General features: G+C 68.4%; 12 protein-coding genes and 1 tRNA gene. 4 read left to right on the top strand and 9 right to left on the bottom strand.

Features of this window, described 5'->3' with window-relative positions:
* Positions 1-302 (top strand): integrase core domain-containing protein (locus tag AC1DY7_RS25265; protein ID WP_477496481.1); only part of this gene is annotated, 302 nt, incomplete at its 5' end.
* Here the strand turns inward: AC1DY7_RS25265 and rho are convergent.
* From rho to argS, 6 genes are all read right to left on the bottom strand, one after another.
* A complete protein-coding gene (gene rho / locus AC1DY7_RS25260; protein ID WP_477496480.1) occupies positions 299-2,317 on the bottom strand; it encodes a transcription termination factor Rho in 2,019 nt (672 codons plus the stop codon). The two genes, AC1DY7_RS25265 and rho, sit on opposite strands and share 4 nt — an antisense overlap.
* Positions 2,318-2,622: 305 nt before the next feature.
* On the bottom strand, positions 2,623-3,558 hold the full coding sequence (thrB, locus tag AC1DY7_RS25255) for a homoserine kinase (RefSeq protein ID WP_477496479.1): 936 nt from the start codon (positions 3,556-3,558) through the stop codon (positions 2,623-2,625).
* Positions 3,559-3,574: 16 nt separating this feature from the next.
* Positions 3,575-4,645: a threonine synthase gene (gene thrC / locus AC1DY7_RS25250; RefSeq protein WP_477496478.1), complete on the bottom strand. Its 1,071-nt coding sequence runs from the start codon at positions 4,643-4,645 to the stop codon at positions 3,575-3,577.
* Positions 4,645-5,970 (bottom strand): homoserine dehydrogenase, encoded by a 1,326-nt coding sequence (locus AC1DY7_RS25245; protein WP_477496477.1) that lies wholly within the window; start codon positions 5,968-5,970, stop codon positions 4,645-4,647. Before AC1DY7_RS25245 ends, thrC begins: the two co-directional genes overlap by 1 nt.
* The gene (gene lysA / locus AC1DY7_RS25240) at positions 5,967-7,358 is read right to left on the bottom strand and encodes a diaminopimelate decarboxylase (protein ID WP_477496476.1); all 1,392 of its coding nucleotides are present in this window, start codon (positions 7,356-7,358) and stop codon (positions 5,967-5,969) included. The genes AC1DY7_RS25245 and lysA overlap by 4 nt, the downstream gene beginning before the upstream one ends.
* Positions 7,355-9,004 (bottom strand): arginine--tRNA ligase, encoded by a 1,650-nt coding sequence (argS, locus tag AC1DY7_RS25235; protein ID WP_477496475.1) that lies wholly within the window; start codon positions 9,002-9,004, stop codon positions 7,355-7,357. Before argS ends, lysA begins: the two co-directional genes overlap by 4 nt.
* A gap of 110 nt (positions 9,005-9,114) precedes the next feature.
* Here argS and AC1DY7_RS25230 point away from each other — a divergent pair.
* Positions 9,115-9,187, top strand: a tRNA-Arg gene (locus AC1DY7_RS25230).
* 31 nt (positions 9,188-9,218) lie between these two features.
* On the opposite strand, the gene AC1DY7_RS25225 is transcribed toward AC1DY7_RS25230, so the two are convergent.
* A complete protein-coding gene (locus AC1DY7_RS25225; RefSeq protein ID WP_477496474.1) occupies positions 9,219-9,851 on the bottom strand; it encodes a GIY-YIG nuclease family protein in 633 nt (210 codons plus the stop codon).
* Between the two features lie 107 nt (positions 9,852-9,958).
* On the opposite strand from AC1DY7_RS25225, the gene AC1DY7_RS25220 reads away from it, so the two are divergent.
* The gene (locus tag AC1DY7_RS25220) at positions 9,959-10,159 is read left to right on the top strand and encodes a hypothetical protein (protein ID WP_477496473.1); all 201 of its coding nucleotides are present in this window, start codon (positions 9,959-9,961) and stop codon (positions 10,157-10,159) included.
* Positions 10,160-10,214: 55 nt separating this feature from the next.
* Positions 10,215-12,821: a helix-turn-helix transcriptional regulator gene (locus tag AC1DY7_RS25215; RefSeq protein ID WP_477496472.1), complete on the top strand. Its 2,607-nt coding sequence runs from the start codon at positions 10,215-10,217 to the stop codon at positions 12,819-12,821.
* Positions 12,822-12,834: 13 nt separating this feature from the next.
* Here AC1DY7_RS25215 and AC1DY7_RS25210 read toward each other — a convergent pair whose 3' ends face one another.
* Both AC1DY7_RS25210 and AC1DY7_RS25205 read right to left on the bottom strand, forming a co-directional pair.
* Positions 12,835-13,170 (bottom strand): RNA polymerase-binding protein RbpA, encoded by a 336-nt coding sequence (locus AC1DY7_RS25210; RefSeq protein WP_477496471.1) that lies wholly within the window; start codon positions 13,168-13,170, stop codon positions 12,835-12,837.
* A gap of 82 nt (positions 13,171-13,252) precedes the next feature.
* A complete protein-coding gene (locus AC1DY7_RS25205) occupies positions 13,253-17,458 on the bottom strand; it encodes an Ig-like domain-containing protein (RefSeq protein ID WP_477496470.1) in 4,206 nt (1,401 codons plus the stop codon).
* Positions 17,459-17,614 lie beyond the last annotated feature (156 nt).

The following is a 17,614-nucleotide window of genomic DNA, read 5'->3' as shown; positions in this document are numbered from 1 at the left end:
GAGTGTTGTCTGACAACGGATCGGCTTACCGGTCCTACGCCTGGCGCGACGCCTGCTGCGAGCTGGGCATCACCCCGAAACGCACGCGACCCTACCGGCCGCAGACCAACGGCAAGATCGAGCGCTTTCACCGCACCCTGGGCGACGGCGGGGCCTACGCCCGGTTCTATGAATCAACCAGCCAACGCGACACAGCACTGCCCGAGTGGCTGCACTTCTACAATCACCACCGAGCCCACTCCGCCCTCGGAGGTCAACCGCCGGTCACCCGACTGACCAACCTCCCTGGACATCACAACTAGTCGTCGCCGTTGCTGCCGGGAGCGGTCTTGGAGACCTGGACCAGGAACTCGTAGTTGGTCTTGGTCTTGCGCAGCTGGCTCATCAACAGGTCGATGGCCTGATGGCTGTCCAGCCCGGACAGCACGCGACGCAGCTTGTGCACGATCGCGAACTCGTCGGCACCGAGCAGCAGCTCGTCCTTACGGGTACCGGACGGGTTGACGTCGACGGCCGGGAAGACCCGGCGCTCCGAGATCTTGCGATCCAGCTTGAGCTCGGCGTTACCGGTGCCCTTGAACTCCTCGAAGATCACGGTGTCACCGGTGGAGCCGGTCTCGACCATCGCGGTGGCGATGATGGTGAGCGAGCCACCGTGTTCGATGTTGCGCGCCGCGCCGAGGAAGCGCTTCGGCGGGTACAGCGCGGTGGAGTCGACACCACCGGACAGGATGCGGCCCGACGCCGGGGAGGCGTTGTTGTAGGCGCGGCCCAGCCGGGTGATCGAGTCGAGCAGCACCACGACGTCCTTGCCCTGCTCGACCAGGCGCTTGGCCCGTTCGATCGCGAGCTCGGCGGCCTGGGTGTGGTCTGACGGCGGCCGGTCGAAGGTGGACGCGATGACCTCACCCTTGACCGAACGCGTCATGTCGGTGACCTCTTCGGGGCGCTCGTCGACGAGCACGACCATGAGGTGACATTCCGGGTTGTTCGTGGTGATCGCGTTGGCGATGTCCTGCATGATCGTGGTCTTACCGGCCTTCGGCGGGGACACGATCAGGGCTCGCTGGCCCTTACCGATCGGCATGATCAGGTCGATCACGCGGGTGGTGAGGCGGTCCGGAGTGGTCTCCAGGCGCAGCCGCTGGTTGGGGTAGAGCGGCGTCAGCTTGGTGAAATCGGGCCGGTTCTTGGCGTTCTCCACCGGGCCGCCGTTGACGGTGTCCAGGCGCACCAGCGGGTTGAACTTCTGCCGCGGGTTGTTTCCGCCACCGCCGCCGCTGCTCTCACCCTCGCGGGCGACGCGCACGGCGCCGGTCACGGCATCGCCGCGACGCAGGCCGTTCTTGCGCACCATGTTCATGGAGACGTAGACGTCATTGGGGCCGGCCAGGTAGCCCGACGTGCGGACGAACGCGTAGTTGTCCAGCACGTCGAGGATGCCGGCGACCGGCTGGACGACGTCGTCCTCGCGCAGCTCGGTGTCGCGGTCTCCCCCGCCTCCGGCGTTGCTGCCGCCGTCGGTGCGATCGCCGCGGCGCCTGCGATCGCGGAACCGGCGTCCACGCCGGCCCTGACCTCTGTCGTCATCGTCGTCGCCGCTGTTGTCACCACCGCGGTTGCTGTTGTCCCCGCGGTTGTTGTTCTCGCGGTTGCTGTTGTTGTCCCCGCGATTGTTGTTCTCGCCGCGGTTGTTGTTGTTATCACCGCGGTTGTTGTTGCGGTTCTGGTTGTTGCGGTTCTGCTGACCGCCCTGCTGCTGGTCGCCGCCGCCGTCGCCGGCGTTGTCGGCCTTCTCCTGCTGCTTGCCCTGGCCGCCGGAAGCCGCCTCGTCGGCGGGCTTCGCCTCGACGACGGGCGCATCCTGGCTCGTCGCCTTGGCGTCCTGCTTGGGCTCGGCGTCCTGCTTCGACTCGGCGCTGTCGTCCTGCGCGGCCACCGGTGCGCCGGTGCCCCGGGACGCGCCGCGACGCTCACGCCGTGGCCGTTCGGTCTGCTGCGGCGCTTCGGCAGCGGCCTCCGGAGCGGCGCTGGTGTCCGCGGCCTGCGGTTGCACGGCAGGCGCGGCAGAGCCGCCGCCTTCGCCGCGGATCTCCTTGATCGCGGAGATGAGTTCGCTCTTGCGCATCCCGGACGTGCCCTTGACGCCGGCCTCATTGGCCAGCGTGCGCAGGTCTGGGAGCAGCATCGACGTGAGCGAGCCGCCACGTCCACCGCGCGTAGCGCCCGTGCTGGGCGCGTCGGTGGTTTCCACGACGGCTTGCGGTGCGACGGCCACGTCGCTGTCGCTGGTCGTGAAGAGGTCCGTATCAGTCACGGATTTCCTTTCTTTCCTCGCCGTCCATCCGACGCGAGGGGTCCCCGAAGGTCATGTGCACTCAGCCGAACAGCCGATTGCGTTGTCTTCCACGGCGCCACCGTCATCATTGCAACGGTGACCGTCGGGATTCGCCGCCATGCGGAGGACCGTCAGCCCACGAGTGAGATACGAGAAGATGAGGTAGTCGTCCTAGTGTCGGCGCAGCTAGAGACGCTGCGATTGCTGGACGATTGCGAGAATAACTCGCATCACCGCGGGAAGCAAGGAACGCCATCTTTAGCGTGTTATTCCTCGGCCACGCCTCAGGCGCCGGCCGGTGACCAGCGAACGCCCTCGCCCACCGACATCTCGGTGACGGCAAATCCGTTTGCGGCGCCGGCTTCCAGAGCCTCGACCGGCAGTTCGGTTCCGTTGGTGAGAGCTATCACCGCAGGTCCGGCCCCTGACAGCACCGCTGCGACGTTCAAACGCCGCAAGGCCGAGAGATATTCCGCCGACGCCGGCATGGACGGCGCCCGCTGCGGTTGGTGCAGCCGATCCTCGGTCGCCGGCAGGAGCAGATCCGGCCGCGTAGTGAGCGCCACCACAAGCATCGCGGCCCGGCTGAGATTGAACCGCGCGTCGGCGTGGGGGACGTGTTCGGGCAGCACCGCGCGGGTCTCCGCGGTCGACGACCGGTTCTCCGGGATCGCGGGGAACAACCGGATGTCGGGATGCAGGTCCAGTTGAGCCGCGCCATACCGGTCGCCGCCGCCCTCCGAGACGGTCCAGGACACCACGGCGCCGCCGAGCACCGCTGCCGCGGCGTTGTCGGGGTGACCTTCGAATTCCGAGGACAGCTGCACCAGTTCCTCGCGGCTCAATTCCCGCGAATCCGCCTGTACAGCAAGACCGTTGACGACAGCCAGGCCGCCGACAACAGCGGCGGCCGACGAGCCCAGACCCCGCGAATGCGGGATCGCGTTGCGGCACAGGACCTTCAGGCCGCCGGCTTGCAGACCGGCCGCCGCCAGTCCACGACGGACGGCCCGCACCACGAGGTGCGATTCATCGAGCGGAACCTGGCCGGCGCCTTGGCCCTCGACTTCGATCGTGAGGCCGGACTCCGTTGTCTCAACGATGATTTCGTCGTACAAGCCGACCGCGAGGCCGAGGCTGTCGAAGCCGGGGCCGAGGTTGGCACTGGAGGCCGCCACGACGGACGAGGCCGTCAACCCGGCCCGCAGAATCTGGGTCACTTGCGTTTGTCGCCCGTCAGCCCAGGCCGAGCTTCTCGACGACGGCCACCGGATCCACCGGGACCGGCGTCACCGGCGGCATGCCCTTGAGCGCGGTATCGGGATCTTTGAGGCCGTTGCCGGTGACGGTGCAGACCACGGTCGAACCGGGCTTGACCCAGCCGTCCTCGATGGACTTGAGCAGACCGGCGATGCTGGCCGCCGACGCCGGCTCGACGAAGACTCCCTCGGCGCGCGCCACCAGGTGGTACGCCGCCAGGATCTCTTCGTCGGTGGCCGCCAGGAACCGTCCGTCGGACTGCTGCTGGGCCTCCACGGCCGAGTTCCACGATGCGGGCGAACCGATTCGGATGGCAGTGGCGATGGTTTCCGGATGGCTGACGGGCTGACCGGTCACCAACGGTGCGGCCCCGGCGGCCTGGGTCCCCAGCATCCGCGGCAACCGGTCACTCACGCCGTCTCGGTGGTATTCGCTGTAGCCACGCCAGTAGGCGGTGATGTTTCCGGCATTGCCGACGGGCAGCGAGTGCACGTCCGGAGCGGTGCCCAGCGCGTCGACGATCTCGAAGGCCGCGGTCTTCTGGCCCTCGATACGCACCGGGTTCACCGAGTTCACCAGCGCGATGGACGGGAAGTCCGCGGTCAGCTTGCGGGCCAGTTCGAGGCAGTCGTCGAAGTTGCCGTCGACCTGAATGATCTTGGCGCCGTGCATGACCGCCTGTGCCAGCTTGCCCATCGCGATCTTGCCCTGGGGCACCAGCACCGCGCAGGTGATGCCGGCCTTCGCGGCGTAGGCCGCGGCCGACGCCGAGGTGTTGCCCGTCGAGGCACACAACACCGCCTTCTGCCCGCGGGCCAGCGCATCGCTGACGGCCATGGTCATCCCGCGGTCCTTGAAGGATCCGGTGGGGTTGAGCCCCTCCACCTTCAGGTGCACGGTGCACCCGGTCTGCTCCGAGAGCCGCTTCGCATGGATCAGCGGGGTGCCGCCTTCCAGCAGGGTGACCGGCGTCCATTCGTCGGTGACCGGCAGCCGGTCCCGGTAGGCGGCGATCAGGCCGGGCCACGGAGTGTGCACGGGGGTCATTATTCTGCGGTTCCTTCCAGGCGCAGCACGCTGTTGATGCTCTCCACGGCGTCGTGATCAGCCAGCGCGGCAACGGTTTCCGAGAGCGCAGCGTCGGTGGCCTTGTGGGTGACGACGACGATGCGGGCGCCAGCGCGCTGCCCGTCCTCGTCGACCGTGCCCTCTTGGCGCACCTCGGCGATGCTGACCTCACGCTTGCCGAACTCGGCGGCGACCGAGGACAGCACACCCGGCTTGTCGGCGACGTTCATGCTGACGTAATAGCGGGTGGGGATGAAGCCGATGGGCGCGATGGGCAGCTCGGCGTACTTGGATTCGCGCGGGCCGCGACCGCCTTGCACGCGGTTGCGTGCGGCCATGACGACGTCGCCCATCACCGCGGAGGCGGTCGGTGCGCCGCCGGCGCCCTGGCCGTAGAACATCAGCCGGCCGGCCGCCTCGGCTTCGACGACGACGGCGTTGAACGCGCCGTTGACCGAGGCCAACGGATGCTCCAGCGGCACCAGTGCGGGATAGACACGCGCCGAAACCCGCTGCTGTCCTTCGTCGTTGGTCAGCCGCTCGCAGATGGCCAGCAACTTGATGTTGCAGCCCAGCGCCTTGGCCGACTCGAAATCGGCGGCGCCGACCTTGGTGATGCCCTCGCGGTACACGTCGTCGGCGGTGACCCGGGTGTGGAAGGCGATCGAGGCGAGAATCGCGGCCTTGGCGGCGGCGTCGTAGCCCTCGACATCGGCCGTCGGGTCGGCCTCGGCGTAACCGAGGGCACTGGCGTCGGCGAGCGCGCCCGCGTAATCGGCGCCGGTGTCGTTCATGGCGCTCAGGATGTAGTTGGTGGTGCCGTTGACGATGCCGGCCACCCGCAGCACGGTGTCTCCGGCCAGCGACTGGGTCAGCGGCCGGATCACCGGAATGGCGCCCGCCACCGCTGCCTCGAAGTACAGGTCGACGCTTGCCTTTTCGGCCGCCTGCGCCAGTTCCCCGGTGGACTGTGCCATCAACGCCTTGTTCGCGGTGACGACGGACTTGCCCGCCTCGAGCGCCTTGAGGATGGCCTTGCGTGCCGGCTTCACCGGTCCCATCAGTTCGACCACGATGTCGACGTCGTCGCGGGAAACCAGCGCTTCGATGTCGTCGGTGAGCAGCTCGACCGGGACCCCGCGGTCAGCGGAGACGTTGCGGACACCGATGCCACGCAGTTCCAGCGGCGCTCCGATGCGTGCGGCCAGGTCGGGGGCGCTGTCGTTGATGATGCGCACCACCTCGGTGCCCACGTTGCCCAGACCCAGTACCGCTACGCCGATGGGCTTGTCTTTCTTGCTCATTCGCCGCTCACCTCCAAACTCAATAGATCGTCGACGTTTTCCCGCCGCAGAATCAGCCGGGCCTTCCCGTCCTTCACGGCCACCACGGCGGGCCGGGTCAGCAGGTTGTACCGGCTTGACATCGAATAGCAGTAGGCGCCGGTGGCGGCCACCGCCAACAGATCACCCGGGGTGATGTCATCGGACACCCAGGTATCGCGCACCACGATATCGCCGCTCTCGCAGTGCTTTCCGACGATGCGGGCCAGCGCTGCCGGGGCGTCACTGACCCGGGACACCAGTCGCGCGTCGTACTCGGCCTCGTACAGCGCAGGCCGGATGTTGTCGCTCATACCGCCGTCGACGCTGACATAGCGGCGATGCGCGGTGTCGCTGATCGCCACGTCCTTGACGGTGCCCACCTCGTAGAGGGTGATGGTCCCCGGTCCGGCGATGGCACGGCCCGGCTCCACCACGAGCGTCGGCGTGGGCAGCCCGACTGCGGCCGACTCGTTCTTGACGATCTCTTTGAGCTTGTCAGCCAGCTCCTGCATCGGCGGTGGATCGTCGGCTGGGACGTAGGAGATACCCAGTCCCCCACCGAGATCGATGACGGAGATCTGCGCGGTCTTCTCGACACCGAACTCGGCCACCACGTCGCGGAGCAGGCCGATGACCCGGCGGCCCGCCACCTCGAAGCCGGCGACGTCGAAGATCTGCGAGCCGACGTGGCAGTGCAGGCCGACCAGGCGCAGGTGGTCGGTGGCGAACACCTTGCGCACCGCGTCCATCGCTGCACCGCTGGCCAACGACAGCCCGAACTTCTGGTCCTCGTGCGCAGTGGAGATGAACTCGTGGGTGTGCGCCGAGACGCCGGGGGTGACCCGCACCAGGACGTCCTGGACGATTCCCGCGGCTCCGGCGATGGCATCGAGGCGCTCGATCTCGATCTCCGAGTCCAGCACGATGTGACCGACACCGGCCTGCACCGCGTAGCGCAGCTCGTCGACCGATTTGTTGTTGCCGTGCACGGTGATTCGTTCGGCGGGGAAATCGGCATGCAGAGCAACCGCCAGCTCGCCACCGGTGGCGACGTCCAGCGACAGGCCCTCGTCCTTCACCCACCGCGCGATCTCGGTGCACAGGAACGCCTTCGACGCGTAGTGCACATATTCGCCACCGCCGAAGGCGCCGGCGATCTCGCGGCACCGCGAGCGGAAGTCGGCCTCGTCGATGACGAACAACGGCGTGCCGAACTGCGCGGCGAGGTCGGTCACGGAGACACCCGCGACCGACACGACACCGTCGGCGCCACGAACAAGGTTGTGCGGCCAGACATTCGGGGCAAGCAGCAAGATCTCATCGGGCGTCTGCGGCTGGGCCGGAACACCGGCGGGCTGGTTGCTCACATCCGCTCCGGGGCCGAGACGCCGAGGATGGCCAGACCGTTGGCGATGACCTGACGGGTCGCGTCGCACAGCGCCAGCCGGGCCGCATTGATGGCGCCGGGCGATTCGTCACCTTGCGGCAGCACCCGGCAGGAGTCATAGAACCGGTGGTAGTCACCGGCCAGGTCCTCCAGGTACCGGCACACCCGGTGCGGTTCGCGAAGGTCGGCAGCACTTTTCAGGATGCGGCCGAATTCCCCGATGCTGCGCATCAGGGTGGCCTCGCGGTCGTGGCTGAGCAGGTCGAGGTGCGCGGTGTCAGCGGTCAGCCCGAGCTCGGCAGCGCTGCGGGCCAGCGCCGAGAGCCGCGCATGCGCGTACTGCACGTAGTAGACCGGGTTTTCGCTGGACGCCGAGGACCACAGCGCCAGGTCGATGTCGATCGGGCTGTTCACCGAGGACCGGATCAGCACGTACCGCGCCGCGTCCACCCCGATGGCCTCGACGAGGTCGTCGAGGGTGATGACGGTGCCGGCGCGCTTGCTCATCCGGACCGGTTGGCCGTCGCGGACCAGGTTGACCATCTGCCCGATCAGCACCTCGACGGTGGCCGGATCATCGCCCAGCGCCGCGGCAGCGGCCTTGAGCCGTGCGATGTAGCCGTGGTGGTCGGCGCCGAGCATGTAGATGCACAGGTCGAAGCCGCGCTCACGCTTGTCCAGGTAGTAGGCGAGGTCACCGGCGACGTACGCGGGGTTGCCGTCGCTCTTGATGACGACGCGATCCTTGTCGTCACCGAATTCGGTGGTGCGCAACCAGGTTGCGCCGTCCTGCTCGTAGATGGCGCCGTTGTCACGCAGCTTCGCAATGGCCTGGTCGACCCGGCCGGAGGTGTGCATCGAGTCTTCGTGGGTGTAGACGTCGAAGTCGGTGCCGAAGTCGTGCAGGGACTTCTTGATATGGGTGAACATCAGGTCCACCCCGATCTCCCGGAACTTCTCCTGCTGCGCTTCGGCGGGCAGGCTCAACGCGTCCGGCGCCTGTGCGAGCACTGCGGCGGAGATGTCGTTGATGTAGCTGCCTGCGTAACCGTCTTCGGGTGCCGGTTCCCCCTTGGCCGCGGCCACCAGCGAGCGGGCGAACCGGTCGATCTGTCCGCCGTGGTCGTTGAAGTAGTACTCCCTGGTGACATCGGCACCCTGGGTGCTCAGCAGCCGACCCAGCGCATCGCCGACGGCGGCCCAGCGGGTGCCGCCGATATGGATGGGCCCGGTGGGGTTGGCCGAGACGAATTCGAGGTTGATCTTCAGCGCGAGGTCGCTCGAGTGCCCGTAGGCGGCGCCCGCGCTCAGCACGTTGGTGACGACGACACCCTGGGCACCGGTCTCGATGCGCAGGTTGACGAAGCCGGGGCCTGCCACGTCGGCGCCGGCGATCCCGTCGGCCGCGACGAGAGCCTCGGCCAGCCAGCCGGCCAGTTCGCGGGGGTTGACGCCGACCTTCTTGGCGAGTTGAAGTGCGACGTTGGTCGCGTAGTCACCGTGTTCGGGGTTGCGCGGGCGCTCGACGGCTACGGTTTCGGGCAGCGCGGCGGCGTCGAGGCCGTGTTCGGCCAGTACCGCGGCGGCGGTCGTCTTGAGCAGGGCAGCCAGGTCGGCGGGTGTCACGGGGGTCCATCCTATGGTCTGGGGTGCTCACGCCCCGAATCCATTCCGGTTCACGGGTCCGGACGCCGATGCGCTAGGCTGACCAAGCCCTAACGGCGCGTTGTGCACGCGCCCCCGTAGCTCAGGGGATAGAGCGTCTGCCTCCGGAGCAGAAGGCCGCAGGTTCGAATCCTGCCGGGGGCACCCATCTCATCCAGTCCAGGCGAGTTGAGTACTACCGCCACTCCGCAAGCACGCGCATCTTCCCGGCCTTCACTGCCGCCTCCCGCCGAAGCCTCTTCAGTTCGGGCGCGAAGGCGTTGCCTTCGTTGTCCTGGAAGTTCAGCGGCAGAGTCAGCGCGCTGATCAACTTGGGTTCGAGAAACCACGGCTCGGGATGCAGCACCCAGGACACCGCGGCGTTCTCCCCCATCCATTGATTCAGGATCGCCTCGCCGCCGGCGAAGGTCTGCCGTTTTCCCGACCCGATCCGGCGCAGTTCGAAGCCGAGCTGACCACCGAGCAGGACCCCGAGCGACTTGCGCAGCGTCGACCCGTCCGCGCTGCCGTTGCTCGCCCCGAAGTGATAGCGAATCCGCTTGCGCAGGTCCTGCGGGATCTGCGGCTTGCCGTCCGCCCGCGGCGGACCGGGGCTGATCCCGACGTAGAGCAAGTTCCAGCCGTCTCTTTCTTCGCAGCCGGAGACGTCGATGCCGCCCGGGATTTCCCGGAACCACCATCCGTACGCACCGGCCGCACTGGGCACCGGACAGGGGTCGGCGAACACCTCGTCACGCGTATACCGCTGAGCGGCAAGGAAATTCACGACCGCATCAGCTCGGCGCTTCGCGGACATCGACTCAGCCATGTGGGTAAGTCTAGTCCGCCGCGCTAGGTAATCGACCGACGCGGCCTGGACAAAGCAGGTAGTTCGGCACGGGAGCAAGCGCGCAGTTCTGCGGCACCATCATCGCGATGGACAAGCCGACGTACGAGGCGGCACTGGCCCGTCTGCCCGTGGCGTACGCCCAGGCACTGCACTGCACCAGATCCGGCGTGCCGGCCGACGAGATCTGCGACCAGTTGGGTATCGAGCCGGAGGGCTTGGAGCCCCTTCTCGATCTGGCCCACCGGAAGCTGCACTCCGAGCTGACACGGACCCCTGCCGAAAACTAGGTGGTCGCGCTGCCACGGCGGGGTATACCGTTTCCCGACAGCTAACATCCCAAAGGTGGCTGGCGACTGGCCCCTCACCGGGCGGGACGAAGAGTTCGGGGTGATCTCCGAACTGCTCACCGACGCGCAATACCGCGGAGTCGTGGTGGCCGGAAAAGCCGGTGTCGGAAAGTCGCGCCTGGCCCGCGACGCCGTCGCCGCGGCCGCCGCCGACGGCTGGTCGGTGCGCCATGTCGCCGCGACCGCAAGCGGCCGGTCGATACCGCTGGGGGCGTTCGCACACTGGACGGACGACGTCGAGGGATCGCCACTGATGCTGGCCCGCAGGGTGATCGGGGCGCTGAAGGCCGACATCGCCGATGCGCGCCTGTTGGTGTTCGTCGACGACGCGCACCTGCTCGACGAACTGTCGGCGCTGGTCGTGCATCAACTGGTGATGCAGCAGGCGGCGGTCGTGATCGCCACGGTCCGCACCGGCCACACCGCACCGGGCGCGCTGACGACGCTCTGGAAGGACGGCCTCGTCCGGCGTCTGGAACTGCAGCCGCTGTCGCGCGCGGAAACCGTGGAGCTGCTGGGGTGCGTGCTCGGTGCGCCTCCCGACCCCGACTGCGCCGAGCGGATGTGGCGGCTGACCGCGGGCAACGCGCTCTTCCTGCGACAACTGGTCGAGCAGGAACACGCCGCGGGCCGACTCGTCCAGACGAACGGCCGCAGCCGGTGGTTCGGCAGCCCGGAGATCTCGCCATCACTGGTCGACGTGGTGGAACAACAGATCGGGGCGGTACGACCCGAAGTGCGCGACGTCGTCGACCTGGTCGCGGCCGGCGAACCCGTCGACTGGATCTGCCTGAGCCGGTTGGCCGACGCCACGGCCATCGAGGAAGCCGAACAGCGTGAGCTCATCAGGCTGTCGGACGATGCCGTGTACGTGGGGCACCCGATGTACGCCGAGGTCCGGATCAAGCAGTGCGGCACCCTTCGGTTACGACGGCTGCGGGGTCAACTCGCCTCGACCATGAAAGGCGGTGCGGGGCCGGCCAATACCGTTCGCCAGGGCCTGCTGTGGCTGGAATCCGACCTGCCCGCCGATCCCGAGGTGCTGGCGTCGGCGGCCACCGCCGCCAGCTCGCTGCTCGACTTCGAGCTCGCGGCACGGCTCTCCCGGGCCGCCGACGAGGCCGGTGTGGGGTCCGGCGCGCGCGTGGACCTCGCCTACAACCTCGTGATGGCACAGAAAGGTGCCGACGCGGCCAACGTGCTCGACAGCATCGCAGCGGAGGACGTGTCGGAGTCCGCCTTCATCAACGACGTGGTGCTGCGCGCGGCCAATCTGATGTGGACCCTGCGTTCACCCCAGGAGTCCTGGCGCGTCATCGATGAGGCCCTGCAGCGGGCGCAGGCGCCCCGAGCCGGTCAACTGCTGGCGTTTCGCGCCAACCAGCTGGTGCTCGCCGGCCGGCCGGCCGACGTGATCGACATGATGACCACCACCGACTACGGGACGCTGGACGGCTACGGCCAGACGGTCCGGCTGTGCGCGGAGATGCTGGCACTGGCCGAGGTGGGCCGGACCAGCGATGCCACCGCCAGGGCGGCAGCGTGTCACGAGGTGCTCGATTCGTCGCAGCAGAGCAGCTTCCTGATCCAGCCGCTCGTCGAATTCCACACCTTCGCACTGACCGTCTCGGGCCGCGTCCAGGAGGCCGTGCGGGTCGCCGAGCAGCACCGCCGCGACTGTGCGGACAAACCGGTCAGCGCGCGGGTGATGGCGGCCACGATCGCCGGGGCGGTGGCGCTGGCCGCCGGCGACCTGAGTACGGCGGTCCGCGAACTGCCCGCCGAGACCACCGCCGAGGACGCCGACCTGGGGCTGGTCAACAGCTTCTACCGATTCCAGCTGCTCCGCACCCAGGCACTCGCCCGGTCCGGTGACATCGAAGCGGCCGAAGCGGCCCACCGGCTTGCCCAGGCGCATCGGCATCCCACCTATGTGCTGGTCGAATCCAACGCCCTGCTGGCAGAGGCGTGGCTGGCGGCGGTCGGCCACCGGCTGACCGACGCACGCCAATTCGCCCACCGCGCAGCAGATTTCGCCCGCGCTCACGGACAGCTGGCCCGGGAAGTGCTGTGCCTGCAGACGTTGGTGCAGTTCGACGATCCCTCGGTGGCCGCGCGGCTGACCGAGTTGGCCGACCTCGTCGAGGGCCCGAGAGCTGCGCTGGCGGCCCGCTACGCCCGCGCCCTGGGCGCCGACGACGCGCGCCGCCTCGAGGAGGTGTCAGCGGAGTTTTCGGCGATCGGCGATCTGCTGGCTGCGGCCGACGCCGCGGCTCAGACCGCCGCATCGCACCGCCGGGCCGGCCACAACGGCAGCGCGATGACAGCTGCGACCCGGGCCGGCGAGCTCGCCGCCAGGTGTGGCGGCGCCACCAGCCCCGCCATCGTCGGATCCCGGCTCGTGGTGCCGTTCACCCGCCGCGAGATGGAGATCGCGATGATGGTGGCCCGCGGCCTGACCACCCGGGAGATCGCCGACGAGTTGACGTTGTCGGCGCGCACCGTCGACGGACATGTCTACCGGGCCAGCTGCAAGGCCGGGGTGGTCAAGCGTTCCGAGCTGGCCGACGTGATCAGGCGTCTGAGCCTGCCGGCGCCCTGACCGTGCTGTCGACCTAGCCGCGGCGGCGGGTCTTGATGACTTCCAGACGTTCCTTGAGCAGATCGTCGAGCTCCTCGACCGAGCGGCGCTCCAGCAGCATGTCCCAGTGCGTGCGCGCGGCCTTCACCGGCTTCTGCTCCGGCGCCTCACCGTTGATGAGGATGCCTTCGAGCCCGTTGCGGCAGGCCCAGGTGCCCGGAATGTCGGCGTCGTCGGCGAACGGCACGTCGAATTCCTCGCCGTTTTCCGTGCGGTACCGCGCGAGCTGGCGCGGTGCCAGATTGTGGTCACGGTCGGTCTCGTAGCTGACTCCGCCGAGACGGCTGCCCTTCATCACGCGATTCGACATGGTCAACACTCCTCATTGCACGTAACCGCGCTCCCTGTGAAGGTTACGTCACCCGCGACCGCGACCGCCCCCGGGCGATTCGCTACAGCACGTTCGCGTCGGCCGCGGCCTCGATCGCCGCGTTCTCCGCGAGCACCTGCTCCACCGTCGCGACGGCCGGTTTCGGGGTCCAGTCCTGGCGAAACAGGCCGAACGTGGCTTGAATCGGGTCGGCATCGGGATAGTCGGCGAACGTGTGGAGGAACGCGGGGCCTGCGAAGTCCAGGGTGCGCCAGGTGCGCAGGAAGTCACCGATGTAGGCGGCCTGGGCCGCCTCGGAGACCACCGACGTGGGCACCCCGTACTCGGTGGCCCAGATCTTCTTGTTGCCGTCGCCGTTGGCGAGCATCAGCGCATACATCTGCTCGGCCTGTGTGACGGGTGTGCCGGCGTGGCCTTCGCCCACCGAGAACAACAGTCCGTACTGGTACGGGTGGAAGGACACCGCATCGAAGTATCCGCCCGCCCCCGCCGTGTACATCTGGCCCAGGAACGTCACGGGGTTGATCGCGACGCCCGGATCTTCCGCGCCTGCGCCGACCGAGGCGGCGATGACGACCGCATCCGGGTCGGCTTCCTTGATGGCGGTGTAGGCCACTTTCAACAACGCGGTGTACTGGGCGGCGTCGGGAACCGGTGCCCAGAAGAAATTCGCATTGGGCTCATTCCACACCTCGTAGTCGGAGACCCGGCCCTGGAAATGGGTCGCCACCTCGGTGACGAAGTCGTCGAACGCATTCAGGTCCGCCGGCCGGCCCTGGTACTGAACCTGACCGGGAACCGCTGCCCAGTCCGGGGTGGTACCCAGCACGCCGAGCACAGTGATGCCCTTGAGTTGGGCGCTGTCGACCACGCGGTCCACGGCGTCCCAGTCATACGAGTCGTCGTCGGGTTCGATCCCCGCCCAGGGCAACATGATCCGGATGGTGGTGATGCCGGCATCCTTGAGCAGCCCCATGGCCTTGTCGGTGTCGGTCTGCGAATAGAAGTACATCTGCTGGGCGTTGACGGCGATCTGGGTGGGGCGTTGATCGACCGCCGAGGCCGATGGTGGCGCGATGGTGACCTCGACGGTGGCCGTGGTGATCCCGCCGAAGGCGTCGGTGGCGTTGACGGTGAACGTGTCCGTGTCGGTCCCCGGTGTCACCAGGGCGCGGTACCGGGCGTCGACATCCGGTGTGTAGGTGAACTTTCCGTCGGTGGTCACCTTCACCGCACCGAACGCGGGGCCGGTTCCCAGGCTGTAAGTCAGCGCGTCGCCGTCTGGGTCGACGGCGGTGACCGTGCCGGTGACGGTGCCGATGGCGGTGGACGTCGTGTCCACGGTCCCGGCCGCGTTCTGCGGCGCAGTGTTGGTCACCGGATTCTTGGCGATGGACAGAACAACCGAAGTCGTTGTCGTGCCGCCGAATCCGTCGCTGACGGTGAAGGTGACGGTCTCGGACTTGGTCGCCGCCGTGGCCCCGGCCTTCGACGCCGCCAACCGCGCGGCGGCCGTCGGCGTGTAGGTGAACGAGCCGTCGGCGTTGACGACGAGGGCGCCCTTGGTGGTCTTACTCGGCGTGTAAGTGAGGGTGTCACCGTCGGCGTCGGTCGCGGTGACCGTTCCGGTGGCGATCCCCGAACGCGGGTTGGCAACCGTCACAACGGCTTTGGCCGCGGCGGGTTTGACGTTGGCCGCCCCGATCTTCACGTTCACCGTGACGGGCACCACGCCGCCGTGGCCGTCGTCCACCGTGACGGTGAACGTGTCCATCTTCTGATCGTGCGTGGCGCCGGGCGCCAGTGCGGCCGCACGGGCCTGGGACGACGGGGTGTAGGTGAACGCCCCCGCCGTCGTGACACCGACCGTGCCCTTGAGCGGCTGACCCGTCACCTGGTAGGTCCGCTTGTCGCTGTCGCCGTCGGCCGCTGCCACGGTGCCCTTGACCACACCCGTCGTCGTACTCGGGCTGCCGATGGTCGTGGTGACGGTCGGGACCTTGTTGGCGGGGTCGAGGGCCAGCGAGAGGGTGCTGGTCACGGTGCCGTAGCGGCCGTCCGAGACGGTCACGGTGAACGAATCCGTCGTCACGGAGGCGGGTGCGCCGGGCACCGCCGCCGCGTGCCGGGCCGCGGCCGTCGGCGTGTAGATGTAGGTCCCGTCGGCTTTGAGCACCAAGGTGCCCTTGGTGGGTTTGGCGGTCACCACGTAGGTGAGCGGATCACCGTCGAAGTCCACGACACCCACCCGCCCGGCGAGCGCGCCCGTCAGCGGATTGGAGACGGTCGCCACCGGATCGTTGGAGAACGGTGCCTTGTTCTCCGGGACCAGCGACATCACGCGCACGATGCCGTTGCGTGCGTCGGTCACCCACAGCCGGGTGCCGTCCGCGGTGAGCGCCACGGCGGATTGTGGGGAGGTGGCGCCGACCTCGAGGTCGGCAACCCCGACCACTCCGCCGTCGTTGGTGCGCAACGCCGCCACGAGACCCGTCGACGTGACGACCATCAAGGCGCTGCGGTCCTTGGTGAGCGCGATGCCGGACAGCGGGTGGCCGAGGTTCAGGGTCCCCGCCGTGCCCGTCACGAGGTCGATGACGGTGAGGCCACCGTTCGTATCGGCGACGTACACCTTCTTGTAGACGGAGTCGACCACGAGGCCGACGGGCGTGCCGCCGACGTCGGCGCGCGTGGTGGCGGTCGATGCGGTGGACGAGAAGGCCGAGATGTTGCCGCCGCCGGCCGTTTTCGTGCTGGTGACGAAGATCGTCTTGCCGTCGGCGCTCACCGCGAGCCCGGTGGGTTTCAGGCCCGCAGCCAGGGTGACGGTGCCTGCGACCTTGTTGGTCGATGTGCTGATCTTGGTGACGGTGCCCGCGGCGGTGTTGGCGACGTAGACCGTGTCCCCGACGGGGTTGATGGTGATGGCGCCGGGGTTGGTGACGGCGACCGTCGCCTTCACCACGTTGGTGGCGGTGTCGATGACGGTGACGGTGTTGCCCGTCGAACTCGACACGTACAGCCGGGTGCCGTCCGCCTTGACCGCCAGGCCGTCGGGGGCGGTGCCGGCCGCGAAGGTGGTGACGACGGCGTTGGTGGTGGTGTCGAAGACGGTGACTCTTCCGGTGCTGCGGTCGGTGACGTAGGCGCGGGTGCCCGACGCGACGACCGCGCTCGGGTCGGTGATGTTCGTCAGGGCGGCCGCGGAGTAGAACGGCGACGGACTGACCGGGATGTTCACCGGCGCGGCCACGGTGTTGACGCCGTCGCTCAGGGTGAGCGTCATCGCGATGGTGTCGTCGGACGGCGTCGCGGACGCATTGAACCGCTGGGCGGTGGTGGGCGTGTAGGTGAACGTTGTCGTCGTGGCGTTGTAGGTGAGCGTGCCCGTCGCCGGCGTGCCGGTGAGCTTGACGCTGACCGCCTTGCCCTCGGCGTCGGCGGTGCTCAGCTTGCCGACGACGGTGCCGGTGGTCGCGTCGGGCCGGCCCCAGGCGACCGTCGCGGTCGGCGGCTGGTTGGCCGCGGCGACGGCCTGCGTGGCCGCCATCGCCCTGGCCGCGATCTCGGTGGACGCATCCTCGGTGGTGCCGACTTCTCGTCGCGCGGCACCGAGCATCACCCATCCGAGCGGCGAGTTCGTCAACGCGCCGCGCAGCGCCCCGAGGAACGACGACACCGCCTGCTGGATCACTCCGCCGATCGTGCTGCCGACGGTGGCCACCGGGTTCGAGACGACCGGGCGGGCCGCGGCGAATGCCACCGGGGCCTGGGTGACCGACTGCTGGGTGATCGCCTGCGTGACGGCGGCGGCCTTGGCCGTCGTGGGAGTCTCGTCCTCCGATTTGTCCGGTGCGGAACTGCCGGAGCTCGACTGCACGGCGGACCGGCTCGCCGCCTTGGCGGATTCGGCCGCGCGGGTGTGCGATGTCGTCGTCGGCTTCTTCTTCGACTTGGGCTTCGGCTTGTCCGTCGTATCGTCACCGCTGGTGCGGGTTCCGCCGGACTCGGTTGTGCCGTCGGCCGGCGTGACGTCCCCGGGGGTGACAGGGCCGGTGGGTTCGCCCGGCTTCGTCGTGCCGGTGGTCTCCCCTGCGCCGGCGGGCGGGGTATTGCCGGCGGGCGTACCGGTGTCGGTCGGCGACGAGGTGGAGTCTTCGGTGGTCGCCCACGCGATACCTGCGGGGCCGGCGATCGCCGATCCGACACCGAGCGCGACGGCGAGCGCGCCGACGCGTCCGATGTATTTGCCATATCGCGTTTGCATCATTTCTCCCACTGCGCGGTGGCGGCGCACTGCTGACGCGAGCATTGGCTTGACTCTGCGAAACGGCAGCGATTGCCGAAAGTGTAACCGCTGGCCGAGTTAGCCGAGTCGGCTTTGCGCATTTGCTGATGCCGACCTTCGGGGGAGATCTCGCGC

This window comes from Mycobacterium sp. P2_H7 (assembly GCF_056403275.1).
Note: the sequence above shows the minus strand (reverse complement) of the source record. Positions and strands in the feature narration are given on the sequence as shown.